Below are 21,868 nucleotides of genomic sequence, written 5' to 3'. Positions count from 1 at the left end.
ACTCGCTCGGCGCTTAACCTGCGCGGAAAATCAGGTGATCTTCCCAATCATCTTCCGGCACGCTGCCTTCGGCGAGCATGCGCCCGGATTGTGAAATACGTTCGTGATGCACGGCATCGCGGTCGCCGCAGACCAGGTGATGCCACAACGGCAGATCCTTGCCCTCGCTGACCAGGCGATAACCGCAGGTCGGCGGCAGCCATTTGAACTCGTCGGCCTTGCCTGGCGTGAGCTGGATGCAGTCCGGCACAAATTTGCGACGGTTCGGGTAATCCGTGCACTGGCATGTTTTCAGGTCCAGCAGTTTGCAGGCGATACGCGTGTAATAGACGCTGTTGTCGTCTTCGTCTTCGAGCTTTTGCAGGCAGCACAAACCACAACCGTCGCACAGCGATTCCCATTCCTCCTGATCGAGTTGATCGAGGGTTTTGCGTATCCAGAACGGTTCTACTTTGGCGGCCATGGTTCGAGCATCAACATCAGGTGGTGAAAAGGCCGCCAGTCTAGTGCGCGCAGGCCTGTGGGCCAAGCATTGGCGACTGCCGGTAGAACGCGCTTGTCAGTTTTGGCGCCGCCAAGTAGGGTTTTGCGTCGCCCACACTTTCAAACGTAGCAAGGAATCTCTTGATGAGTGCCAACCCACGCGTTGCCGATTACGCCATTCACCCGCAATTCACCGATCGCTGGTCGCCCCGCGCCTTCACCGGCGAAGCCATTCCCGAAGAAACCCTGCTGAGCTTCTTCGAAGCCGCGCGCTGGGCGCCATCGGCGTACAACTCGCAGCCTTGGCGCTTTCTTTACGCGCGCCGCGACACGCCAAACTGGGAGCGTTACCTGGGCCTGTTGAACGAGTTCAACCGTAGCTGGGCGCAACACGCCTCGGCACTGGTGATCGTGATCTCGAAAACCACTTTCGCAGTACCTGGCGCCACTGAAGAAACCCCGGCCCTGTGGCACACCTTCGACACCGGTTCGGCCTGGGGCCACCTCGCGCTGCAAGCGAGCCTGAGCGGCTGGCACACCCACGGCATGGCCGGCTTCGATCAGGAACTGACCCGCAAAGAGCTGAACATTCCTGAAGGTTACGTGCTGCACGCTGCCGTAGCGGTCGGCAAGCTGGGCGACAAGGCAACCCTGGCGGATTACCTGCAAGCCCGAGAAGAGCCAAGCCCGCGTCGTCCGTTGAGCGAGCTGGCGGCGGAAGGTGGTTTCACCCTCTAAGCCACACTTCAGATCTACTGTAGGAGCCGAGCTTGCTCGCGATGAGGCCATCACATTCAACATTTTCGTTGATGCCGAGACCGCTATCGCGAGCAAGCTCGGCTCCTACAGGTTAAGCGTCAATTCAATAACCGCGATCGAAATCCACTTCCCCTCGCAACGCCTCACCCGCCTCAAACGCCCGCAGATTCTCGACAAACAGTTTCACCATCAGGGATGGCGAAGTCGGTGCCGAGCTGTGGCCAGTCAGCAACAGGCCCCAGGCAGTCCAGAACGGATGACGCTGCGGCAACGGCTCCTGCCGGCAGACGTCAATCACCGCCCCCGCCAGATGCCCTTCTTTCAAGGCATCCACCAGATCCGCATCGACCACCGCTACACCGCGTCCGACGTTGATGAACAACCCCGTCGGCTTGAATTGCTTGAACAGCGCCGCATCGTAGATATCGTGGGTGTTCGGCGTATTTGGCAGCAGATTGACCACGTAATCCACTTGACCCACCAGACGCGGCAAGTCCTCCAGTGAACCGACTTCGACAAACGGCGCAAGCTCACGGGCGCTGCTGGCGATTCCGTACAGCTCCACTCCGAACGGCACCAGGAACTGCGCCACGGTCTGGCCGATGTCGCCGGTGCCGACGATCAACACCTTGCGCCCCGACAGGCTTTGGCCGTGGCGACCGTCCCACTTGCGCTCGACCTGGCTGACCAGCCGCGCCAGTACTTCGCGCTCATGACCGAGCATATAAGTGAGCACGTATTCGGCCATGACCTGACCGAAAATCCCCACGGCGCGGGTCAGACGATAGTGGCGCGGCAAGCCGTCGGCCAGCAGTGGCGTGATTCCCGCCCAGGTCGATTGCAGCCACTGCGGTTGGTGCCCCTGACGCAACAGCGTCGCCAACAGGTCAGGTTGACCGAGCCAGACCGGGCACTCAGCGGCCTGACGGGCCAGTTCAGCGGAGTCGCCGCTGGTCAGCACTTCCAGTTCCGGCGCTGCCTCGCGCAGCAATTGGGCGTACACAGGGTGGTCGTGTTCAGCAATCAGAACGCGCATGCTTCAACCTTAAAAAAAAACGCTGCAAACGGCCGACGACGCAGTATCCCTGCGTCGCCACGGCCATCGCCAAAATCATTCCAGTGTTTCACAGAGGCCCTGAACAGGACCTGTCTGCCGATTACATCGGGTCGTTGCGGCGCAGCAACTCTTCCGGCAAGTGCTCGATGTACTCGTCTTCGGCCGGAGGCATTTGCAGGTGATAGCCCTGCGTCTCGAGATTTTCCAGCACGACGGCGATGTCCTCGCGCGACAGTTTGCGCTCGGGGCTCAGTACCAGGTCGAAGGCGTGGATGGCTTTGCCGAAAGCGGCCATCAGCGGTTCCGGTACGCGCTCCAGAGCATCGCTCTTGAGCACATAGAGGTACATCTCGTTTCTCTTCGAACTGCGGTAGATGGAGCAAATACGTTTCAAGGCTGTTCTCCGGCGGTGGCCAGGCTGTCGAGCAGCGCCTGGCCCATCAATTCGCGGCGCCAGCCACGCAGCGAATCAGGCAATTGGTAGGGACCATTGGGGAAGCCGCTCTTGAGCAGCGCTTCCAGGGTTTTCTTGCGCAGCATCAGCTCAGGCGCAATGTTCAGGCGCTCGGCCTCGGCCTGGCCGATGGCTTTCAGCTGTTTGAGCAGCACGGCGGCGTCCACCGGCAATGGCTCCGGCACGGCTGGCGGCCATTGATCTGGCGACACACTGCCAGAGCGCTTGATCAGATCAAGCAGAAACTCACCGTCCTGACGCACGGTACGCGGGTGCATGTCTTCGATTTTCGCCAATGCGCCGAGGTTGTCCGGCTGAGTGCGCGCCAGTGGCCACAGCGAATGCTCGCGGACAATACGGTTGCGCGGCAGGTCGCGGGCACGGGCTTCTTTCTCGCGCCAGGCGCAGAGTTCACGCAATACGGCAAGTTGGGCGCGGGACAGTTTCCAGGCGAGCTTGGCGTCGCGATAGACCTCGTACGGGTCGGTCTCGCGGCGCAGGTTGGCTACCAGTTCCGCACCGTCTTCCAGCACCCAGGCGTATTTGTCGTCGGAAAGCTTCGGACGCAGCTGTACGAAAACTTCCGCCAGGTGCACGGCATCTTCGGCGGCGTAACTGATCTGGGTTTCCGAAAGCGGACGTTGCAGCCAGTCAGAGCGGGTTTCGCCCTTGGGCAGTTCGATGCCGAGCACTTCCTGCACCAGCCGCGAATAACCCATCGAGAAACCCAGGTTCAGGTAAGCGGCGGCCAGTTGCGTGTCGAACAGCGGCACCGGCAGGCTGCCGGTCAGACGCAGCAGGACTTCGAGGTCTTCGCTGCAGGCATGGACGACTTTGACCACAGCCGGGTTTTCCAGCAACGCGGCCAGGGGCTGCCAGTTGTCGATGGTCAGCGGATCAATCAGGTAAGCGCGTACGCCATCGCCCACCTGCAACAGGCCGGCGATCGGATAGAAGGTGTCGACCCGCATGAATTCGGTGTCGAGGGCAACGTAGGGCAACTGCTGCCACTCGGCGCAAAACCGGCCGAGGCTATCGTTGTCGCGAATCCAGTGAATATCGATGGCCACACGGCTCTCCCTTGAAGAATGGCGCGCAGTATATATCGCCCCCGGCGATTTCCGCGCATCCACTGAACAAGAGCTTTAGCGAAAACACCTGACATTCCAGAGAATAGCCCACCCGATACGGTCATTTGTCGGCCAACACACCATCGATGACCGCCCCACGGCATCCGGCAAACATATCCAGGTCCTGGTTGTAGACCTTGCTGCTGACCTCCAGCAGCCCCAGCATCGAATGGAACAGGTTGTCCTGGCTCAGAGGCTTTTCACGGCTCATTTGCAGGCAATGGGTGTCCACCGAGAACGACTTCTGATAGCTGTCCGAGAACCAGGCCAGCATCGCCACATGCTTCTGTTGCTCCGGCGCCAGCATGTAAGGCGTGCCATGCAAGAACAGGTTGTACTCTCCCAGGGACTCGCCGTGATCCGACAGGTAAAGCATGGCGGTATCGACTTTATCCTGATTGCTGCGCAGCAAATCGATCAGGGTCGAGAGCACGTGATCGGTATACACCAGCGTGTTGTCGTAGCCGTTGACGATACTTTCCCGGCTGCAATTGTTTAGCGCATTACTTTCACACACTGGGGTAAAGCGTTCGTACTCTTTCGGGTAGCGTTTGAAATACTCAGGGCCGTGACTGCCCATCTGATGCAACACCAACACCGTGTCTTTATCCAGGTTGTCGATAAAGTGCTGCAGCCCTTGCAACAGGATTTCGTCGCGACATTCACTGTTGGCACACAACACCGGGTCTTTCAGATTGCTGACATCATCCAGCGTGACCCGATCACAAGTGCCTTTGCAGCCCGACTGGTTGTCACGCCAGATTACGTCGAGTCCTGCACGCTTGAGCACGTCCAGCAGGCCTTCTTCATTCTTTGCCTTGCTGGCGTTGTAATCCTTGCGCCCCATGTTGGAAAACATGCAAGGCACCGACACCGCGGTCTCCGTCCCGCAGGAATGCACATCAGTAAAGGCGATGAGGCCCGACTCTTTATCGAGTTTTGGCGTGGTGTCGCGGTCATAGCCGAGGATGCCGAAATTCTCGGCCCGGGCACTTTCACCCACCACCAGAACGGTCAGGGACTTGCGACCGTGGTTTTGCCAGACGGGGTTTCGCTGGGCATCTTCACCGAGCTGAGTGAAAGGTTGCTGCGCAGACGCAACCTGTTCACGCAAGTAACCGAACGAGGCGCCGATGTAGTTGCTCGGCACCACCATAAGCCGCAACTCATGGTGATTGCGGAACAACGAAGAAAGGCCTTGGTAGTTAATCAGCGCCACACCACCAATCACCGCCGCCGATGCAACACTGACCAGCACCTTACTTAATAGCTCACGATGCCAGCGACGATAGTTAATCGGGGTTTTCCACAACAACCACGAGGGTAAAACACCGAGCAACCCAATATAAACAAGCAACTTGATCGACAGTAAATCGCGAACTTCGGTGGCATTGGTTTCCGCAAAGTTGCGAAACATACCTGCATCGATCAAGACGCCATATTGGCTCATGAAGTACGCCACGCCGGCACTGAACATGAACAACACAGTCAGGAGCGGCTTCATGACAGGCCGGAACGCCAGCAGGGTCAGCACAATGTTGAACGCCGCGAGAATCATCGCTCCGAAAGCCACACGCATGACGATGCCTTTACCGTCGGCCGCGGTGATATCGAACAGATGCCGCCACAATACAAAATTGAAAGCGGTCAATAAAAAGGCGCTGACAATGAGTGTCACCCACTCCGGGCGCACGGCTTTAATCTTCAACATGATGATCGGCTGTTCCTGAAAAGAAGTACCGTCGATAAATGTGAAAATTTCATTTACCGCGACAGCACTAACTCTAGGCAGCCGACCATCAATTTTTTGTGAAAAAGAAGCCAACGATTAGTTGGCCTCGACGATTCGTTCGAAACTTTCAACTTATTTGAGAATGGTTCAGCTCGGGTTCAGGCCAAGTTGCCAGTCAAGCCTGCCAAAGGGGGCATTGGCGGGTCGTATTGAATTTTCAAATACCTCTGCGGACTTTCTGATTTGCTGCCTCCAGCCCCAGCGCGCCTAATCGGCACACTCACTGAACCGGAAACCCATCATGAAACTCAGCGGATTCACCGTCGCCCACGCGGGCATGTTGCTTTGGTCCTTGTTGATTGCTGTCTCGTTTTCCGCTGCGGCTCAGGTCAGCCAAGCCATCGATCCGATCCTGCTGACCGGTTTGCGCCTGCTGTTATGCGCTCTGGTGTTTTTACCGTTGCTGCTGATCAAAGGCGACAGCGCCATGACCGCCCGCGGACTGCTCGGCCACGGAGTACTTGGTTTGCTGCTGGCGGTGTATTTCGGTTCACTCTTCGAGGCGCTGCGCTACACCTCGGCGGTCAACACCGGGACGATGTTCACTCTGGTGCCATTGCTCACCCTGGGATTTGAAGCCGTGTTGATTCCCGACAGCCAACTGAAACAGCGGCTAGTACCGATGCTGATGGCTGCAACCGGTGCTGTGCTGCTGGTGATGAAAGGCGCCACCCCCGGCGAACTGCCATCGCTGTATGCGTTGTCCGTGTTCGGGATGGGTTGCCTGGCGATGGCGCTCTACTCACCCCTCAGTCAACGACTCAAGGCCAAAAGCTTCAAGGGCCGTGGCCCCGTGGGCATGACGTTCTGGAACATGCTGTTCGGCGCACTGTTTCTGTTGGCGTTCTGCGGTTTCAGTGGTGGCTGGCGCTCGGCGGCACTGCTGACGGTGAGTGATTTCTATTGGCTGATGTACCTGGCGCTGTTTTCCACACTGGCGACATTCTGGCTGCTGCATCGGGCGATTGGCGTGATTGCCCCGTCCTCGGTCATTTCCTACATCTACCTGAGCACGCTGTTTATCACGTTGTTTCACTGGCTTTGGTGGCGTCAATCACCACCGCCACTGGAAGTGCTAGGCGCACTCCTGGTCGTCGCCGGCATGCTGGCGTTGCTGATGTCCAGCCGACGCACACTGCCCGCGACGGTTCAGAGCTGAATTCCGATGGAACGTTCTCCTCCCTCCTGCATTCCGCTAGGATCATTCGCACAAGATTGCGCACGGTTAGCGCAACGAGCACCGCGAGACGGAATGGATGCTGAACAGTAACGTGCTAAGAAAGCTGGATATGCAGGACCTCATGGTGTTCGTCGCCGTGTTTGAGCAAAACAGCGTCACCGGAGTTTCCGAGACGCTGTGCGTCAGCCAGTCCACCGTAAGCTATTGCCTGAAAAAACTGCGCAGCAGCTTCGAGGATGAACTGTTCATCAACACTCGCACCGGCATGCGCCCCACGTACAAGGCCGGCAGCATGTATCCCCACGTGCTGAAGATCCTCGAAAGCATCAACCTGTGCCACGCCGGAGCCCCCGCGTTCGACCCGACCGCGCAACCGGCGACCTTCAACATTTGCGCACCGGAATACTTCGAGCAACTGGTCTTGCCGCGCCTGTTGAAGAACTTCGCTTTCGCTGGACTGCCGGTGATGGTCAATGTGCACAAGCTCGAAACTGACATCCCGGCTGAAGCACTACGTGATGGCAGCCTCGATCTGGTGATCGGTTTCGGCCCGAACTTTCATCGCAGCCATGGCGACTTCAATTCGCGGACGCTACTGGAGGATGATCTGGTCTGCGTCTTCGACAAACGCGCCACCCCGCGCGAGCCACGCTTGAGCCTGCAAACTTTTACCGAGCGCCGGCATGTGTTTCCGACGCCCTGGACATCCACCACCAACATGGTCGACGGCTGGTTGGCGCAACAAGCCCGACATCGGCAGATCGTTGCCCGAGCCAACAGCTACAGTGCGGCACTCAAATTGATCACCGGCACCGACTTCGCCCTCACCCTGCCCCGGCGTATCCAGCGATTGCTGGCCAATGAGGCCGTCTTCGATCACCGCGAAGCACCCAATGGCCTGCCGGGATTTACCCTCGACATGCAATGGAGCCAAAGCGTCGATCAGGACAGCGCCAATACCTGGTTGCGCGAACAAGTACTCAAGGCCTGCGCCGAGCCGGAAATCTGAAATTCAGGCGCTGATCGCGGTCTTGGCGTAAGACTCGCGATCGATGTCGAGGATCTCCACGCACAACTGGACTTCAACGCCCGTCGGCCATTCACACAGATCTTTCACCACCGCTAGCAGGCTTTCGGACAACTGCTGCTTGATCTGCGGCGAACGACCGCTCAACAACGCCAGCTTCACATGGACGAAGGCCCGCTCCGCCAATGCAGTGCCAACCTTGAACGTCTCGACCTTCACCGCGCGACTCTTGATGTCGAATTCGGCACCGAACTGACCGGAAGCCACCAGCGTATTGTTCAACCGCATCAACGCCACATCGGCGTTCAATTCCGGCAGGTTTGCGGTGTATTCCAAGTGCAGGTGAGGCATGGTTTCACTCCTTTAAATCGGCGGAAAGTTCGTAGATATAACACAGTGCTGGCCCGTTCACTGGGGCAGCGACAACAGATTGCGCTCCCCCATGAACGCTTCAAGCCGTGAACGCAACCAACGTTCGGCAGGATCGCTGTCGACGTGGCTTAGCCAGACCATCGACAGCTCAAGGGTCGGGGTCTTGAACGGAAATGGTTCCTTGAACAGCTGACCCGATGCCGCCATCGCCTCGGCGGTGTAATCCGGCAAGCTGGCAATCAGATCAGTCCCAGCCAACAACGCCGGCAATGAACTGTACTGCGGCACCGAGAGCACCACCTGACGCGCCCGACCGATCTGCGCAAGCCACTCATCGGCGAAACCACTGACGTTGGCAATATGAGACACCAGCACATGCGGGCGCGAGCAATATTCGTCAACGGTCAACGGCGTATCGGAGGCATCGGCGCGCAACACACAAGGATGGATGTGCCGCAGCAACTTGCGCTTGGCGTTGGCCGGCAAACCGCGCGTCTGGCTGACACCGACCGTTATGTCGCCGGACGCCAGCAAGTCAGGAATCCGCCAGTAATCGACGTTCTGCACCACGAACACCACCTTCGGCGCTTCCTGGCGCAACGCCCGTAGCAGCGGCGGCAACAGACCGAATTCGACATCGTCCGACATGCCGATTCGAAAGGTCATGGTGCTGCTGCTCGGGTCGAAATCATGAGTCAGGCTCAACGCCACCGATAACGAATCCAGCGCCGGCGACAGGTGCCGAAAAATCTCTTCGGCCCGTGCCGTCGGTTCCATGCGATGACCGACTCGAATGAACAACGGATCATTGAACATCGTACGCAAGCGATTGAGCGCCGAGCTGATGGTCGGCTGACCGAGAAACAGCTTCTTCGCCACTTTGGTGACGTTGCGCTCAAGCATCAACGTTTCAAACACCACCATCAGGTTGATGTCGGCCTTGCGTAGTTCGTTGCGATTCATCCATTGACCCCGCGCCCATTAACTGCCGACAGTTTAGGGAGCTGCCGCAATCGGCGTCTATGTGAGTAAACAAATGTTTCAGGCATTTTTGCATTTAATGCAAATGCGCTCACAAGACTGGTCCTGCACTCACCCCGAAGCGAAGCTGCTCTGATTGAGCAGCTCCGTTTGAAGCCTAGATCTCATTGACCGGCGTCTGATCGCAAGTCCCCTTGATCAAACTGATCGCATGCACACAATCCGACCTGTTGACGTAAGCCTCGCCACTGGCAATCGTTTCATGATTCCCCGCCCGCAAACGCCACCGCCACTGGCCTTTTCCAGTCATGACAGAGCCACGGGTTTGCCTGTAAATCTCAAAATACATTGATCGCTCCTTGCGATTGCTGGTTACGGCAGATCAGTGACCTGCGAAAACCAGAGTAGAGGAGGATTGATCGAGGCGAAGGGTTTGAATGTCAGGGGATATTTCGCAGGGAAAGCCCTGAATTACCGGAGGACCAATGAATTCGGGGACCGGTAAATCAAGTGACTTGGATAGGTAAGTTTTCCCGTGAAAAGGCATATTTTTCTTACGCGGGAATACTCTTGGGTCCGACACCAGAAAACCCGGACAAACAAAAAAGCCCCGTAACTTTTCAGCTACGGGGCTTTTTCTATGTAATGGCGGAGAGATAGGGATTCGAACCCTAGGTACCGGTGAAGGTACAACGGATTTCGAATCCGTCCCATTCGGCCACTCTGGCATCTCTCCAACGGCGCGCATCATAACAACACTTTTGCCGGAAGCGAACCCCCTGAGCAAAATATTTCTGTGCTATCAGATGCTTGCGTCGGTTAAAGCGGTACGCCCAGACGCTTGGCGACTTCTTCGTAGGCTTCGATGACGTCACCGAGGCCTTGGCGGAAGCGGTCTTTGTCCATCTTCTTCTTGGTGTCCTTGTCCCACAGGCGGCAGCCGTCAGGGCTGAACTCGTCGCCCAGGACGATGGAGCCGTCGCTGAATACGCCGAATTCCAGTTTGAAGTCGACCAGCAGCAGGCCGGCGTCGTCGAACAGTTTGCTCAGGACTTCGTTGACCTTGAGCGACAGTTCTTTCATGCGAACCAGTTGCTCGGCGGTGCCCCAACCGAACGCCACGACGTGGGATTCGTTGATGAACGGATCGCCCTTGGCGTCGTCCTTCAGGAACAGTTCGAAGGTGTAAGGGTTGAGCTTCAAGCCCTCTTCAACACCCAGACGCTTGACCAGGCTGCCGGCGGCGTAGTTACGCACGACGCACTCGACCGGGATCATGTCCAGCTTCTTCACCAGGCACTCGTTGTCGCCCAGCAGTTTGTCGAATTGGGTCGGTACGCCGGCCGCTTCGAGTTTCTGCATGATGAAGGCGTTGAACTTGTTGTTCACCATGCCTTTGCGGTCGAGCTGCTCGATGCGCTTGCCGTCGAACGCCGAGGTGTCGTTGCGAAACAGCAGGATCAAGCGGTCAGCGTCGTCGGTCTTGTAAACCGATTTGGCTTTGCCGCGGTAGAGTTCTTCACGTTTTTCCATGATGGGCTCCGCTTGCTAAGTAGATGGGCTAGGCGATGTGTCGCCAGTCGAGCCCTGAATCTTGATCGGCCAGTTGCAGCCAGTCCGGGTCGCACCCGAGGGTGTCGACAAAACATTGCCGGGCCAGCTGCGGCAGGTTGTTCTTGCTGCTCAGATGAGCCAGGACCAGGTGCTGCAGGTCTTTCCAGCCCAACTCGGACACCAGGAATGCCGCCTGGTGGTTGTTCAAATGTCCCAGTTCGCCGCCCACCCGCTGCTTGAGAAAGTACGGGTAGTGACCGCGAGCCAGCCTGTCACGGCAATGATTGGCCTCGATCATCAACGCATCGAGATCCCGATAGCCTTCCAGCACCTTGTTGCAGTACGAGCCCAGGTCGGTCAACAGGCCGAAGCGCCGCTCACCGTCACTGAACACGTATTGCGTCGGCTCCTGCGCATCATGGGCCACGGCAATGACACTGATGCTCAAGTCGCCGATCTGCAGCTGCTCACCGCCCGCCAGGAAGCCTGCGGGTTCGATGGGTTTACGCATCCCGCGCAACGTCCCGCGACTGAGGTAGACAGGCAGATTGTAGCGCCGAGACAGCAAACCCACGCCACGCACGTGGTCGGCATGTTCGTGGGTCACGAGTATCGCGCTCAACTGCGCAGGGTTCACACCCAGGCGCAGCAGGCGTTTTTCGGTTTCCCGCAGGGAGAAACCACAATCCACCAGCACATACGTATCAGCGCTGGCTATCAGCGTGCCGTTCCCTTGGCTACCGCTGCCGAGAACGGCAAAACGCATGTGATCAGCCCAGATTGTCCTGAATCACGCTCAACACTTTGCGCGCCACGTCAGCAGGCGCCACGGTGTTGATGTTCTTCTCGACGGTGACCTGGACGCTTTCGCCCACCTTGCTCAGGCGAACCTGATAGCGTTCGGCGCGAGCTTCAACTTCTTCCTTGTTCGGCGCGCTGCCGAACAGGCTGCTGAAGAAGCCTGGCTTGTCGTCTTTCTTCTCGGCTTTTTCAGCCAGGTTGATGTAGTACAGGCCCAGGCTGCGGTTGATGTCCTCAACACGCCATTCGCCCTGCTCCAGCGCACGACCGACGCTCGACCAGGCACGATCCAGGTCCGAACCGACGTTCAGCACAGGGTTGCCGCTGCCGTCTTCGCTCAAGCTGACACGACTTGGGGTATCGAAATCACGAGACGCCAGCATGGAGACCGAACCACCCTTCTCGGAGATCCGGCTCATGCTCGCGAGCATGTCGTCGACCAGCGCCGCGTCGAGACCGGTGTTGACCGAACGGTTGGTGAAGGCCACATCGGCAGTGCTGCCGGCAGGACGCTCGGCGCTGACCACGTAGACTTCACTGGTGTTGCGCTGCACGCCCGGCTCGATGCGTACCCGCACGCGGGTTTCGCTGTCGGTTGCGACGCCGGCCGCGCTGAGGCGTTTGGCCATCGCTGCCGACAGTTCGTCGGAACGCTGCCAGGTAGTAGTGAATTCGCCGGTTTGCGGGCGCTGTTCGTCCAGGCGGAAACCGTTGTCCTGGTAGAACTGCACGGCCACAGGCCAGACTTCGGCCGGAGGGTTCTGCGCCAGGATCGAGCGGGTATCACCGCTCTTCTGCAGGGAGTAGGCGCTGGCATCGGCAGCGGCCGACAACGGCTGCGGACGAGGAACGACGTATTCACCCTTGGCGGTGTCATCCGCCACGTTGCGTGGGATCGGCAACAGCGGATCCAGACGCTTGGCGGTGGTGACGTCCGAAGGCAGTTGCATCGGTGCAGTCTGTTGCGCTTCCAGGTAATCGCTACCACGGTCACGGAAATAACCTTCCGGGCCCCAGATCCATCCGCAGCCACTGGTGCTGGAGATAATCAAGGCAAGTGCGGAAAGTCCGGCCATTCGCTTCATGCGTTGTACTTCCTCAATTAAACCAGGACGCTGCACTGGCACAGGGCCGTGCGAAGCGTTTCATGACAAGGTGCGCTCAGCCAGGTCAGCGGCAGGCGGATGCCTTCGTGCATCAGGCCCATTTCAACCAAAGCCCACTTCACCGGAATCGGGTTGGCTTCGATGAACAGGTCTTTGTGCAGCGGCATCAGTTTTTCGTTGATGGCACGAGCGGTCGCGGCGTCACCCTTGAGAGCGGCCTCGCACAGATCGGCCATTTCGCGCGGAGCGACGTTGGCGGTGACGGAAATGTTGCCCTTGCCGCCGAGCAGGATGAGCTCGACCGCCGTCGGATCATCGCCGGAAAGAACGATGAAGTCCTTGCTTACGCCATCAATGATCGCCTTGGCACGCACCAGGTCGCCAGTGGCTTCCTTGATACCGATGATGTTCGGCACGGTGGACAGGCGGATCACGGTCTCGGCCTGCATGTCGCAGGAGGTGCGGCCAGGAACGTTATAGAGGATCTGAGGGATGTCGACGGATTCGGCGATGTGCTTGAAGTGCTGGTACAGGCCTTCCTGGGTCGGCTTGTTGTAATACGGCACCACCAGCAGGCAGGCGTCGGCGCCGGCCTCTTTGGCGTTACGGGTCAGCTCGACGGCTTCACGAGTCGAGTTGGCGCCGGTACCGGCGATCACCGGAATACGACCGTTGACCTGCTTGACCACGGCGCGGATCACTTCGATGTGTTCGTTCACATCAAGGGTGGCCGACTCACCTGTAGTGCCGACCGCCACGATGGCGTGGGTGCCGTTTTGCAGGTGAAAGTCCACCAGTTTGCTCAGGCTGTCCCAGTCGAGACGACCCTGTGCATCCATGGGTGTGACCAGTGCCACCATACTGCCCGCAATCATGCAACCGCTCCTGCCGGAAAAAGAGAGCCGTAATGGTACTGGCGCCAAGATGCTTGTACAAGCGAAGTACTGCGCTGCCGCCATTCCCCTTGGCGCTGCTTTTCGCTACCCTTCAGACTTTGATCGGTACTGACAAGCTCGTACGCCGGGTTTCTGCCTCCATTTTCGGCATCACAAGCCCCATTCCAGCGTTGCCACCTCTCGTTCCTGCCATACTGGAGCACGTTGCAACCTGCGCCTGAGGCTTTCTGAATTCGCATCCGCAGGCTGGCCCGGTAAAACAAGCCGATAGAAGTACCGACCGCTCATCGCTTTAGGAATGCTGCATGTCCACCCCCACAGTTCGCGAACAATTCCTTGTCATCAGTGCCCTCGGCGCCAACCCCATGGAGCTGACTAACGTCCTGTGCCGCGCCAGCCATGAAAATCGCTGCGCCGTGGTTACTTCCCGCCTGACCCGTCATGGCGAGTGCAGTGCGCTGGTCCTCGAAATCTCCGGCAGCTGGGATGCCCTGGCGCGCCTGGAAGGCAGCCTGCCAGTGCTGGCCAAACGGCACGCGTTCACCGTCAACGTGGTGCGCAGCGCGGCGTTGGAGAACCGTCCCCAGGCTTTACCTTATGTCGCCTATGTGAGCTCGGCTTACCGCTCGGACATCATCAACGAGCTGTGCCAGTTCTTCATGGACCACAACGTCGAGCTGGAAAACCTGACCTGCGACACCTATCAGGCTCCGCAAACCGGCGGCACCATGCTCAACGCCACGTTTACCGTGACCTTGCCGGCCGGCGTGCAAATCAGCTGGTTGCGCGATCAGTTCCTGGATTTCGCCGATGCGCTGAACCTGGACGCCCTGATCGAGCCGTGGCGCCCACAGAACCCAATGTAAGGAAGCTTTTCATGGCCGTTGCTATCGACCAACCGGTTGCCGACTTCGAAGCACCCGCCACCAGCGGGCAGACCGTCAGCCTCGCGAGCCTCAAAGGCAAGCAAGTGGTGATCTACTTCTATCCGAAGGACAGCACGCCGGGTTGCACGACCCAGGGTCAGGGCTTTCGCGACCAATTGGACGCCTTTAAAGCGGCCAACACCGAAGTGTTCGGCGTTTCCCGCGATAGCCTGAAATCCCATGAAAACTTCAAGGCCAAGCAAGCGTTCACTTTCGAACTGATCAGCGACAAGGAAGAGGCGCTTTGCCAGCTGTTCGACGTGATCAAGCTGAAGAAACTTTACGGCAAGGAATACATGGGCGTGGATCGCAGCACGTTCCTGATCGACAAGGATGGCGTATTACGTCAGGAATGGCGTGGCGTGAAGGTGCCGGGGCATGTCGATGCGGTACTGGCCGCGGCTCAGGCGCTGAACAAGGCCTGATCATCCAAAAAAAATCGCAGCCCTGAGCTGCGATTTTTTTTATCAACACACTTTTAAAGCAGCGGCGCCACCACTGGTTCTTTGCGTGGCCACGCATCAAGCACAGCCTTGAACAGCGTCGCCAGGGGAATCGCAAAGAACACGCCCCAGAATCCCCACAAACCGCCAAACAGCAGCACCGCACAGATGATCGCCACTGGGTGCAGATTGACCGCCTCCGAGAACAGCAACGGCACCAGCACGTTGCCATCCAGTGTCTGGATGATCCCGTAAACCGCCATCAAATAAATGAACTGGTCGCTCCAGCCCCACTGGAACAGCGCAATCAGAAACACCGGCACCGTCACCACCACGGCGCCGACGTAGGGCACCACCACCGAAATCCCCACCAGCAACGCCAGCAGCGCCGCGTAGTTCAGCTCCAGGACGACGAACGCGATGTAGGTCACGCCGCCGCAAATGAAAATCTCGATGACCTTGCCGCGAATGTAGTTGGCAATCTGCCGGTTCATTTCATGGGCGACACGGGTGATCAGCGCTCGCTCACGGGGCAGGTAGCCGCGCACCCACTGGCCGATCATGGCCCGGTCCTTGAGGAAGAAGAACACCAGGATCGGCACCAGCACCAGATAGATCATGATGTTGACCAACAGCGGCAGACTCGACAGCGAGAACGTCAGTGCCCATTGCCCGAACTTGCCGATTTCGCCCCGTGCAACTTCGATGGCTTGCAGCACCTGTTCGTCAGATACCAGATGTGGATAGCGTTCCGGCAACAGCAACAACAGCGACTGCCACTTGGCGAGCATGCCGGGCAACTCGTTGAACAAGGTGATCAACTGATGCCAAAGCAACGGCACCACGACCACGATGAACACCAGCAACACCCCCATGAACAGCGCGAAGACCAAACCCACCGCCACCCCGCCCGGCACCCGCAAACGCTCGAGGGTCAGCACCAGGCCCTGCATCAGGTACGCCAGCACCATCCCGGCCAGCACCGGCGCCAGCATGCCGCCCAGCGTGAGCACGGCGGTGAACGCAAGAAACAGCAGGACTGCCAGAACCACGGCTTCTTCATCGGAGAAGTAGCGCTGAATCCAGTCGCGTAACACTTTGAACATCAATAATCCTTAAGAACAAATGCCGCAGGTTTCAGGCCTTTTTCAACCAGTAGCGGTACACGCCCGCCTCATCTTCTTCACGAAGCAGCGTATGACCGGCCAATCGGGCAAAGGTGCGAAAGTCACGCTGCGAACCCGCATCGGTGGCGATCACCTTGAGCACCGCACCGCTGGCCATTCGATTGAGCTCCATCTTGGCCTTGAGCAACGGCAACGGACAATTCAGGCCGCTGGCGTCCAGCTCAACGTCATGGGCTACAGCATCGATCATTGCATTACTCCGGGTCACGTAGTCGAGTTGCCTAGAATATCTGGTCGCAAGGCTGGTGTCCGGCTACAGTAAGGTCTTTGTCGACTAAGGCTTTGTGCATGACTTTTTTGCGCCCTACCCTGCTGACGCTCGCTTGCCTGCTCGCCTCACCGGGCTTCGCCGACGACCTGCCGTCACTCGGCGACGCCAGTTCTGCCATTGTCTCGCCACAGCAGGAATACCAGTTGGGTCGCGCCTGGCTCGCGCTGTTGCGCAGCCAGGTCTCGCAACTCAACGATCCGCAGCTCAAGGACTATGTCGAGTCCAGCGTTTACCGTTTGGTAGAGACCAGCCAGGTCAATGACCGGCGTCTTGAGTTCATCCTGATCAACAGCCCTCAGCTCAACGCCTTTGCGGCACCTGGCGGGATTGTCGGGGTCAACGGCGGCCTGTTTCTCAACGCCCAGACCGAAGGCGAATATGCCTCGGTACTGGCGCACGAATTGGCTCACTTGTCGCAACGGCACTTTGCCCGTGGCGTCGAAGCGCAACAGCGCATGCAAGTGCCGATGATGGCTGCATTGCTGGCCGGGATCGTGATTGCCGCGGCCGGTGCCGGTGATGCCGGGATCGCCGCCATTGCGGGTACGCAGGCGGCGGCAATTCAGGAGCAGCGGCGTTTCTCGCGCCAAAACGAACAGGAAGCCGACCGCATCGGCATCCTCAATCTGGAAAAGGCCGGCTACGATCCGCGCTCGATGCCCACCATGTTCGAACGCCTTGGGCGGCAGTATCGCTTCGACGCCAAGCCACCGGAATTCCTGCTGACTCACCCGGTCACCGAATCGCGGATCGCCGACACCCGCAACCGTGCCGAACAGGCTCCAAAAGGTGGTATTGAGGACACCGTGCGCTATCAACTGATTCGCGCACGGGTGCAGTTGATATATGAAGAAACTCCAGGCCTCGGCGCCAAGCGCTTCCGCGCACAACTGGATGAAAACCCGAAGAGCGATGTCGCTCGCTACGGCCTGGCCATTGCCCAGATCAAGGGCGGCCAACTCAACGAAGCACGGGAGAATCTCAAGCTGCTGCTGGCCAAGTCGCCAAACGAGATCATCTACAACCTCGCCCAGATCGATCTGGACATCACCAACAATCGTCTGGCAGATGCGCAATCCCGTGTGGACCGGATGCTGACTCAGTACCCGGGCAACTATCCGCTGAACCAGGTGCGCGTCGACCTGTTGTTGAAACAGAACCGCGCCGCCGATGCGGAAAAAGCACTGGAGGGCCTGCTCAAATCGCGGCCGGACGATCCGGACGTGTGGTATCAGGTGGCCGAGACACGCGGCCTGTCGGGCAACATCATCGGCCTGCACCAGGCACGTGCCGAGTATTTCGCTCTGGTCGGCGACTATCGTCAGGCGATCCAGCAACTGGATTTCGCCAAGCGCAAGGCTGGCAGCAATTTCCCGCTGTCGTCACGCATCGATGCCCGCCAGCGAGAGCTGATGGAGCAAGAGCGCATGATCAAGGACATGATGGGGTAGTTTGTTTCAGGCATAAAAAAACCGCCTCTTTCGAGGCGGTTTTTTATTCAAACGACAATCGGATTATTCAGCCAGTTTGAAGGTGATGAAGCTGGCACGACCTTGACGCAACACACGCATCGACACCGAACGATTCTTCGGCAGCGCCTTGGCGATGTCGGTGAATTCCTTGGTGGACTCGATCGCTTGGTTGTTCAGGTGAGTAATGACGTCACCTGGCTGCAAGCCGATCATCGAAGCAGGACCGTCCTGCACTTCTTTGATCACCACGCCGCCTTTGAGGTCGTAGGTTTTCTTTTGTTCAGCGGTCAACTCGACGACCGAAACACCCAGACGATTGCTGCTGGTCTCGGCGCCCGACTTCGGCAAAGCATCGAGCTCTTTGTCTTCATCAGGGATCGCGCCAACCGTCAGTTCGACGTTTTTGCGCTTGCCTTCACGAATCACTTCCAGATTGGCCTTGGAGCCAGCTTTCAGCGCACCGACCAGATGTGGCAGATCGGCGGACATCACGATCGGTTGCCCGTTCATGCTGAGGATCACGTCGCCAACTTGCAGACCACCCTTGGCAGCCGGGCCGTCGTCCTGGATCTGGGCGACCAGTGCACCGGCCGGCTTGTCCAGACCGAACGACTCGGCCAGATCCTTGTTCACTTCCTGAATCACGACACCCAACCAGCCACGGCTGACCTTGCCACCGCTTTTCAGCTGGTTGGAAACGTCCATGGCCACGTCGATAGGAATCGCGAACGACACACCCATGAAGCCGCCGGAACGGGTGTAGATCTGCGAGTTGATCCCGACCACTTCGCCGTTCAGGTTGAACAACGGGCCACCCGAGTTACCCGGGTTGATCGGCACGTCGGTCTGGATGAACGGCACATAGTTCTCGTTCGGCAGGCTGCGACCGACGGCACTGACGATGCCTTGGGTCACTGTATGGTCAAAGCCGAACGGCGAACCGATTGCCACGACCCATTGACCAGCCTTCAGGTCCTGGGATTTGCCGAGTTTCAGAACCGGCAGATCCTTGCCTTCGATTTTCAGCAGTGCCACGTCGGAACGCGGGTCGGTGCCGACCAGCTTGGCTTTCATTTCACTGCGGTCTGAGAGACGCACGAGAATTTCATCGGCGTCAGCGATTACATGGTTGTTGGTCAGGATGTAGCCGTCGGGAGAAATGATGAAACCCGAACCCAGGGACTGGGCTTCACGCTGACGATCACCGCGAGGCGAGCGCGATTGTGGCGGCATGCCACGTTCGAAGAACTCGCGCAGCATCGGCGGCAAGCCTTCGAGGTCAGGCATCTGCTGGTTGACCTTGCGATCCGGCAGCTTCTGCGTGGTACTGATGTTCACCACCGCGGGCGAGGCCTGCTCGACCAGTTGCGTGAAATCAGGCAGTTCGACCGCTTGCGCAGTGACAGCCTGACCGAGCACCAGCACGGTGGCAAAAATGGAGAGATAAGACTTCAAGCGTGGTATCGACATACGGCTCCCGTTACGACGAGCATGGTTAAGCGATATGGATCAAGGAACACCGGGAAAGATACGCCGGTATTTTTGTTCCGGGAACAACAAACAAGGCCAGAGCCGAGGGGCTCTGACCTATAAAAAATTCTGGGGGGATTTGCAAACTGAAATGCTCACGAAACATTTCGATCTCAGCTTACTGTTTGGTGGAAGCGGCATCAGTACGCATGGATAACGCAATCCGTTCGGCAGTGCCTACTGGAATCTCGCCAACCACCGTCACCATGATCTCGCCTTGCGGTGTGGTCAAGCGCCGGGAAACGGCGACTGTTGGACCCAACTGAGTACGGGTGTCGGTGACTGTCGCCCCATTCAACGGCTCCAGGAACACCGAAAAACGCGCGAGGCCATCGTCATACATCAGGCTGTTGACCTGGGTTTTGGTGTCGGGATCCTTGCGTGCGGTGCTGCTGGTCAGCTCGAAGCCAGGCGGTAACCAGTCCGAATGCCAGACCTGAGCAGTCTTGATTGCAGAAGCCTTGTCACTGTCGAGATTGACGGCTTTGCAGTCAGCGCCTGGCTGCAAATCACTGTCGGAAGGAACATTGGCAGTATCCAGTTGCGTGAACTGGAATCGCTCCAGCAACTGCCCTTTGTCGTTCAGCAGCAACGACTTCAGCGGCAGGCCGGTTTCTTTATCCAGATGCAGTTCAAACCCGTAACGGTGTTGATCGCGAGGCGTCAGTGAAACGATCACTGCCGCACGTCCGGCCACACGCGACTTGCCAATGACGGCAAGGTCATACCAATTCTTGAGCTTTTGGGGATCGAGTGCACGAGCTGCGGAGTTTGGCGAATCCCCCAGCCCTGCGATCAGGGTGCCGCTAACGCATTGAGTATGTCCATCAATGCGTACGACTTCCTGCGCTGAGCCGTCGAGCTGGAGCAGCCGCTCGCGGATTTTGCCATCCTGGACGCGGTGCCAGATGTTATGGGTAGAAAAACTACCGTTACGCTCGTAGACGAAAGTACCGTGAAAGCTTTGCTGTTGCTCGGCCTGACCAAGACGGGTCAACCAGTCTTGGGCTTCATCGGCGTGGGCTGGAACAACAAACCAGCCACTGAGCAAAAGCGAAAGTAGAGGTATGGCGCGCATGATCCTCCTTAGCGGTTTTCCAGGCTTGCTGCACGAGCGTAAGGCAGAGCGCTCTCAGTACCTTTCAATGCAGCCTGTTGAGCATGTTGGCGCAGGTAGCTCGGCAAACGCTGATCGTGCCAGCCTGGCTGACCTTGCAATACGCCGTTGGCCATAGGACCAGTGGCTTCCGAACTCTCGTTGTAGCCTGCCAAAACAGCCGGGCCCTTGATTTGAGGCGCGGCCAGATTTTGTTGGCTGGATTGCTGAGCCAGTTCGACACCGGCGATCTCGTCCTGGTTGTACAGACGAACACCTGCCAATACAGCGACGGTTACCGACGCGGCGACGGCCAGACGACCCAGGCTGCGCCATGGACCACGGGTGGCTTTTGCCGGTACGGCTTCATCAGCCAAGGCTGCGGAAACGGCCGCGGCGATGTCCAGACGTGGAAGCAGCAGATCCTTGTGCATCACTGCCCGAGCGATCTGATAACGAGCCCAGGTTTCACGGGTTTCAACATCGTCACAGGCACTGAGTACCCGACGCAATTCCAATTCGTCCGCTTCGTTATCCATCACTGCGGACAGCGATTCCTGCAGGGCTTCACGACTCATGGCGTTCCTCTCTTGGCTGTCGCCGCTGTCTTTAGTTTTCCTGCAACAACGGCTGCAGGGCTTTATCGATGGCCTCCCGGGCGCGGAAAATCCGGGAGCGCACGGTGCCCACCGGACATTGCATGACGCTCGCAATGTCCTCGTAACTCAGACCATCAAATTCACGTAAAGTTAAAGCCGTACGCAAATCTTCTGGAAGTTGCTGAATGGTTCGATGGACGGTGCCTTCGATCTCATCCCGCAGCAAAGCCCGTTCTGGCGACTCGAGATCCTTGAGGCCATGATCGCCATCGTAGAACTCTGCATCCTCGGAACTGACATCGCTATCCGGCGGCCGACGGCCGCGTGAAACCAGATAGTTTTTCGCCGTGTTAATGGCGATGCGGTAAAGCCACGTATAAAACGCGCTGTCTCCGCGAAAATTTCCAAGTGCACGGTACGCCTTGATAAAGGCTTCTTGTGCCACATCCTGGGCTTCATGGGTGTCGTGCACAAAACGCACGATCAACCCGAGAATTTTGTGCTGGTATTTCAGCACTAGCAGATCGAACGCGCGCTTGTCGCCGCGTTGAACGCGTTCGACCAGCTGCTGATCCTCTTCCTGGGTTAGCATGAACACTCCTCGATAAGCTCGGAGGAGGCTTGCATAACTAAACGACCGGACTTGCAAACATAGACTCGGGCTTTTCGCAAAAGTTCTCCCCCTCCAGGCAAGTTTCCTGCGAGCTCTGATTCGGCACGCACGAAAAGCGCAGCGCGAGATTCCCCGGCTG

The 21,868-nt window shown here is 58.1% G+C and carries 24 protein-coding genes and 1 tRNA gene; 6 read left to right on the top strand and 19 right to left on the bottom strand.

What is annotated here, in order from left to right:
- Positions 1–13: 13 nt before the first annotated feature.
- A complete protein-coding gene (locus V6Z53_RS09455) occupies positions 14–463 on the bottom strand; it encodes a YcgN family cysteine cluster protein (RefSeq protein WP_338585239.1) in 450 nt (149 codons plus the stop codon).
- A 164-nt stretch (positions 464–627) separates the two neighbouring features.
- Between V6Z53_RS09455 and V6Z53_RS09450 the strand changes: the two genes are divergently transcribed.
- On the top strand, positions 628–1,221 hold the full coding sequence (locus V6Z53_RS09450; protein ID WP_338585238.1) for a nitroreductase family protein: 594 nt from the start codon (positions 628–630) through the stop codon (positions 1,219–1,221).
- 124 nt (positions 1,222–1,345) lie between these two features.
- Here the strand turns inward: V6Z53_RS09450 and V6Z53_RS09445 are convergent, their stop codons facing one another.
- From V6Z53_RS09445 to V6Z53_RS09430, 4 genes are all read right to left on the bottom strand, one after another.
- The gene (locus V6Z53_RS09445; RefSeq protein ID WP_338585237.1) at positions 1,346–2,278 is read right to left on the bottom strand and encodes a D-2-hydroxyacid dehydrogenase; all 933 of its coding nucleotides are present in this window, start codon (positions 2,276–2,278) and stop codon (positions 1,346–1,348) included.
- Positions 2,279–2,399: 121 nt separating this feature from the next.
- A complete protein-coding gene (locus V6Z53_RS09440) occupies positions 2,400–2,693 on the bottom strand; it encodes a YcgL domain-containing protein (protein ID WP_150704632.1) in 294 nt (97 codons plus the stop codon).
- Positions 2,690–3,823, bottom strand: a complete 1,134-nt coding sequence (rnd, locus tag V6Z53_RS09435; RefSeq protein ID WP_338585236.1) for a ribonuclease D — start codon at positions 3,821–3,823, stop codon at positions 2,690–2,692. The genes V6Z53_RS09440 and rnd overlap by 4 nt, the downstream gene beginning before the upstream one ends.
- Before the next feature lie 121 nt (positions 3,824–3,944).
- The gene (locus V6Z53_RS09430; protein WP_338585235.1) at positions 3,945–5,594 is read right to left on the bottom strand and encodes a phosphoethanolamine--lipid A transferase; all 1,650 of its coding nucleotides are present in this window, start codon (positions 5,592–5,594) and stop codon (positions 3,945–3,947) included.
- Positions 5,595–5,916: 322 nt separating this feature from the next.
- Between V6Z53_RS09430 and V6Z53_RS09425 the strand changes: the two genes are divergently transcribed.
- On the top strand, positions 5,917–6,834 hold the full coding sequence (locus V6Z53_RS09425; protein ID WP_338585234.1) for a DMT family transporter: 918 nt from the start codon (positions 5,917–5,919) through the stop codon (positions 6,832–6,834).
- A gap of 97 nt (positions 6,835–6,931) precedes the next feature.
- On the top strand, positions 6,932–7,864 hold the full coding sequence (locus tag V6Z53_RS09420) for a LysR family transcriptional regulator (RefSeq protein WP_338585233.1): 933 nt from the start codon (positions 6,932–6,934) through the stop codon (positions 7,862–7,864).
- Between the two features lie 3 nt (positions 7,865–7,867).
- Here the strand turns inward: V6Z53_RS09420 and V6Z53_RS09415 are convergent, their stop codons facing one another.
- From V6Z53_RS09415 to dapA, 8 genes are all read right to left on the bottom strand, one after another.
- The gene (locus V6Z53_RS09415) at positions 7,868–8,233 is read right to left on the bottom strand and encodes a 5-carboxymethyl-2-hydroxymuconate Delta-isomerase (RefSeq protein ID WP_338585231.1); all 366 of its coding nucleotides are present in this window, start codon (positions 8,231–8,233) and stop codon (positions 7,868–7,870) included.
- A 57-nt stretch (positions 8,234–8,290) separates the two neighbouring features.
- Complete coding sequence (locus V6Z53_RS09410; protein WP_338585230.1) at positions 8,291–9,217, bottom strand: LysR family transcriptional regulator; 927 nt, start codon at positions 9,215–9,217, stop codon at positions 8,291–8,293.
- Between the two features lie 175 nt (positions 9,218–9,392).
- Positions 9,393–9,584, bottom strand: coding sequence for a DUF1508 domain-containing protein (locus V6Z53_RS09405; RefSeq protein ID WP_338585229.1), 192 nt, complete (start codon positions 9,582–9,584; stop codon positions 9,393–9,395).
- Between the two features lie 297 nt (positions 9,585–9,881).
- Positions 9,882–9,971, bottom strand: a tRNA-Ser gene (locus tag V6Z53_RS09400).
- 83 nt (positions 9,972–10,054) lie between these two features.
- Positions 10,055–10,768: a phosphoribosylaminoimidazolesuccinocarboxamide synthase gene (purC, locus tag V6Z53_RS09395; RefSeq protein WP_338585228.1), complete on the bottom strand. Its 714-nt coding sequence runs from the start codon at positions 10,766–10,768 to the stop codon at positions 10,055–10,057.
- Between the two features lie 28 nt (positions 10,769–10,796).
- Positions 10,797–11,555, bottom strand: a complete 759-nt coding sequence (locus V6Z53_RS09390; protein ID WP_338585227.1) for an MBL fold metallo-hydrolase — start codon at positions 11,553–11,555, stop codon at positions 10,797–10,799.
- 4 nt (positions 11,556–11,559) lie between these two features.
- Positions 11,560–12,675, bottom strand: coding sequence for an outer membrane protein assembly factor BamC (bamC, locus tag V6Z53_RS09385; protein ID WP_338585226.1), 1,116 nt, complete (start codon positions 12,673–12,675; stop codon positions 11,560–11,562).
- Between the two features lie 17 nt (positions 12,676–12,692).
- A complete protein-coding gene (gene dapA, locus V6Z53_RS09380) occupies positions 12,693–13,571 on the bottom strand; it encodes a 4-hydroxy-tetrahydrodipicolinate synthase (protein WP_338585225.1) in 879 nt (292 codons plus the stop codon).
- A 326-nt stretch (positions 13,572–13,897) separates the two neighbouring features.
- Between dapA and V6Z53_RS09375 the strand changes: the two genes are divergently transcribed.
- Positions 13,898–14,458, top strand: a complete 561-nt coding sequence (locus V6Z53_RS09375) for a glycine cleavage system protein R (RefSeq protein ID WP_007979776.1) — start codon at positions 13,898–13,900, stop codon at positions 14,456–14,458.
- Positions 14,459–14,469: 11 nt separating this feature from the next.
- Positions 14,470–14,943: a peroxiredoxin gene (locus V6Z53_RS09370; protein WP_028621874.1), complete on the top strand. Its 474-nt coding sequence runs from the start codon at positions 14,470–14,472 to the stop codon at positions 14,941–14,943.
- 53 nt (positions 14,944–14,996) lie between these two features.
- Here V6Z53_RS09370 and V6Z53_RS09365 read toward each other — a convergent pair whose 3' ends face one another.
- Positions 14,997–16,067 carry an AI-2E family transporter gene (locus V6Z53_RS09365; protein ID WP_338585224.1) on the bottom strand — a complete coding sequence of 357 codons (1,071 nt, stop codon included), beginning with the start codon at positions 16,065–16,067 and terminating at the stop codon, positions 14,997–14,999.
- 31 nt (positions 16,068–16,098) lie between these two features.
- Complete coding sequence (locus V6Z53_RS09360) at positions 16,099–16,338, bottom strand: sulfurtransferase TusA family protein (RefSeq protein WP_338585223.1); 240 nt, start codon at positions 16,336–16,338, stop codon at positions 16,099–16,101.
- 98 nt (positions 16,339–16,436) lie between these two features.
- On the opposite strand from V6Z53_RS09360, the gene V6Z53_RS09355 reads away from it, so the two are divergent.
- Entirely contained in the window at positions 16,437–17,870 is a 1,434-nt protein-coding gene (locus V6Z53_RS09355; protein ID WP_338585222.1) for a M48 family metalloprotease, read from the top strand.
- Between the two features lie 63 nt (positions 17,871–17,933).
- Here V6Z53_RS09355 and V6Z53_RS09350 read toward each other — a convergent pair whose 3' ends face one another.
- The 4 genes from V6Z53_RS09350 to rpoE all read right to left on the bottom strand — a co-directional run bounded on the left by V6Z53_RS09350 (position 17,934) and on the right by rpoE (position 21,708).
- Complete coding sequence (locus V6Z53_RS09350) at positions 17,934–19,361, bottom strand: DegQ family serine endoprotease (RefSeq protein ID WP_338585221.1); 1,428 nt, start codon at positions 19,359–19,361, stop codon at positions 17,934–17,936.
- 178 nt (positions 19,362–19,539) lie between these two features.
- Positions 19,540–20,499 carry a MucB/RseB C-terminal domain-containing protein gene (locus V6Z53_RS09345; protein WP_338585220.1) on the bottom strand — a complete coding sequence of 320 codons (960 nt, stop codon included), beginning with the start codon at positions 20,497–20,499 and terminating at the stop codon, positions 19,540–19,542.
- Between the two features lie 8 nt (positions 20,500–20,507).
- On the bottom strand, positions 20,508–21,095 hold the full coding sequence (locus V6Z53_RS09340) for an RseA family anti-sigma factor (RefSeq protein WP_338585219.1): 588 nt from the start codon (positions 21,093–21,095) through the stop codon (positions 20,508–20,510).
- Between the two features lie 31 nt (positions 21,096–21,126).
- Positions 21,127–21,708: an RNA polymerase sigma factor RpoE gene (gene rpoE / locus V6Z53_RS09335; RefSeq protein WP_003172477.1), complete on the bottom strand. Its 582-nt coding sequence runs from the start codon at positions 21,706–21,708 to the stop codon at positions 21,127–21,129.
- Positions 21,709–21,868: the final 160 nt, after the last annotated feature.

The sequence above is a fragment of the Pseudomonas sp. MAG733B genome, assembly GCF_036884845.1.
Lineage (GTDB): Bacteria > Pseudomonadota > Gammaproteobacteria > Pseudomonadales > Pseudomonadaceae > Aquipseudomonas.
Note: the sequence above shows the minus strand (reverse complement) of the source record. Positions and strands in the feature narration are given on the sequence as shown.

What these genes read in the sequence shown, in the direction of transcription:
- V6Z53_RS09455 (WP_338585239.1), bottom strand. Translation starts at nt 463, where the DNA reads ATGGCCGCCAAAGTAGAACCGTTCTGGATACGCAAAACCCTCGATCAA.
- V6Z53_RS09450 (WP_338585238.1), top strand. Translation starts at nt 628, where the DNA reads ATGAGTGCCAACCCACGCGTTGCCGATTACGCCATTCACCCGCAATTC.
- V6Z53_RS09445 (WP_338585237.1), bottom strand. Translation starts at nt 2,278, where the DNA reads ATGCGCGTTCTGATTGCTGAACACGACCACCCTGTGTACGCCCAATTG.
- V6Z53_RS09430 (WP_338585235.1), bottom strand. Translation starts at nt 5,594, where the DNA reads ATGTTGAAGATTAAAGCCGTGCGCCCGGAGTGGGTGACACTCATTGTC.
- V6Z53_RS09425 (WP_338585234.1), top strand. Translation starts at nt 5,917, where the DNA reads ATGAAACTCAGCGGATTCACCGTCGCCCACGCGGGCATGTTGCTTTGG.
- V6Z53_RS09420 (WP_338585233.1), top strand. Translation starts at nt 6,932, where the DNA reads ATGCTGAACAGTAACGTGCTAAGAAAGCTGGATATGCAGGACCTCATG.
- V6Z53_RS09415 (WP_338585231.1), bottom strand. Translation starts at nt 8,233, where the DNA reads ATGCCTCACCTGCACTTGGAATACACCGCAAACCTGCCGGAATTGAAC.
- V6Z53_RS09410 (WP_338585230.1), bottom strand. Translation starts at nt 9,217, where the DNA reads ATGAATCGCAACGAACTACGCAAGGCCGACATCAACCTGATGGTGGTG.
- V6Z53_RS09405 (WP_338585229.1), bottom strand. Translation starts at nt 9,584, where the DNA reads ATGTATTTTGAGATTTACAGGCAAACCCGTGGCTCTGTCATGACTGGA.
- purC (WP_338585228.1), bottom strand. Translation starts at nt 10,768, where the DNA reads ATGGAAAAACGTGAAGAACTCTACCGCGGCAAAGCCAAATCGGTTTAC.
- V6Z53_RS09390 (WP_338585227.1), bottom strand. Translation starts at nt 11,555, where the DNA reads ATGCGTTTTGCCGTTCTCGGCAGCGGTAGCCAAGGGAACGGCACGCTG.
- bamC (WP_338585226.1), bottom strand. Translation starts at nt 12,675, where the DNA reads ATGAAGCGAATGGCCGGACTTTCCGCACTTGCCTTGATTATCTCCAGC.
- dapA (WP_338585225.1), bottom strand. Translation starts at nt 13,571, where the DNA reads ATGATTGCGGGCAGTATGGTGGCACTGGTCACACCCATGGATGCACAG.
- V6Z53_RS09375 (WP_007979776.1), top strand. Translation starts at nt 13,898, where the DNA reads ATGTCCACCCCCACAGTTCGCGAACAATTCCTTGTCATCAGTGCCCTC.
- V6Z53_RS09370 (WP_028621874.1), top strand. Translation starts at nt 14,470, where the DNA reads ATGGCCGTTGCTATCGACCAACCGGTTGCCGACTTCGAAGCACCCGCC.
- V6Z53_RS09365 (WP_338585224.1), bottom strand. Translation starts at nt 16,067, where the DNA reads ATGTTCAAAGTGTTACGCGACTGGATTCAGCGCTACTTCTCCGATGAA.
- V6Z53_RS09360 (WP_338585223.1), bottom strand. Translation starts at nt 16,338, where the DNA reads ATGATCGATGCTGTAGCCCATGACGTTGAGCTGGACGCCAGCGGCCTG.
- V6Z53_RS09355 (WP_338585222.1), top strand. Translation starts at nt 16,437, where the DNA reads ATGACTTTTTTGCGCCCTACCCTGCTGACGCTCGCTTGCCTGCTCGCC.
- V6Z53_RS09350 (WP_338585221.1), bottom strand. Translation starts at nt 19,361, where the DNA reads ATGTCGATACCACGCTTGAAGTCTTATCTCTCCATTTTTGCCACCGTG.
- V6Z53_RS09345 (WP_338585220.1), bottom strand. Translation starts at nt 20,499, where the DNA reads ATGCGCGCCATACCTCTACTTTCGCTTTTGCTCAGTGGCTGGTTTGTT.
- V6Z53_RS09340 (WP_338585219.1), bottom strand. Translation starts at nt 21,095, where the DNA reads ATGAGTCGTGAAGCCCTGCAGGAATCGCTGTCCGCAGTGATGGATAAC.
- rpoE (WP_003172477.1), bottom strand. Translation starts at nt 21,708, where the DNA reads ATGCTAACCCAGGAAGAGGATCAGCAGCTGGTCGAACGCGTTCAACGC.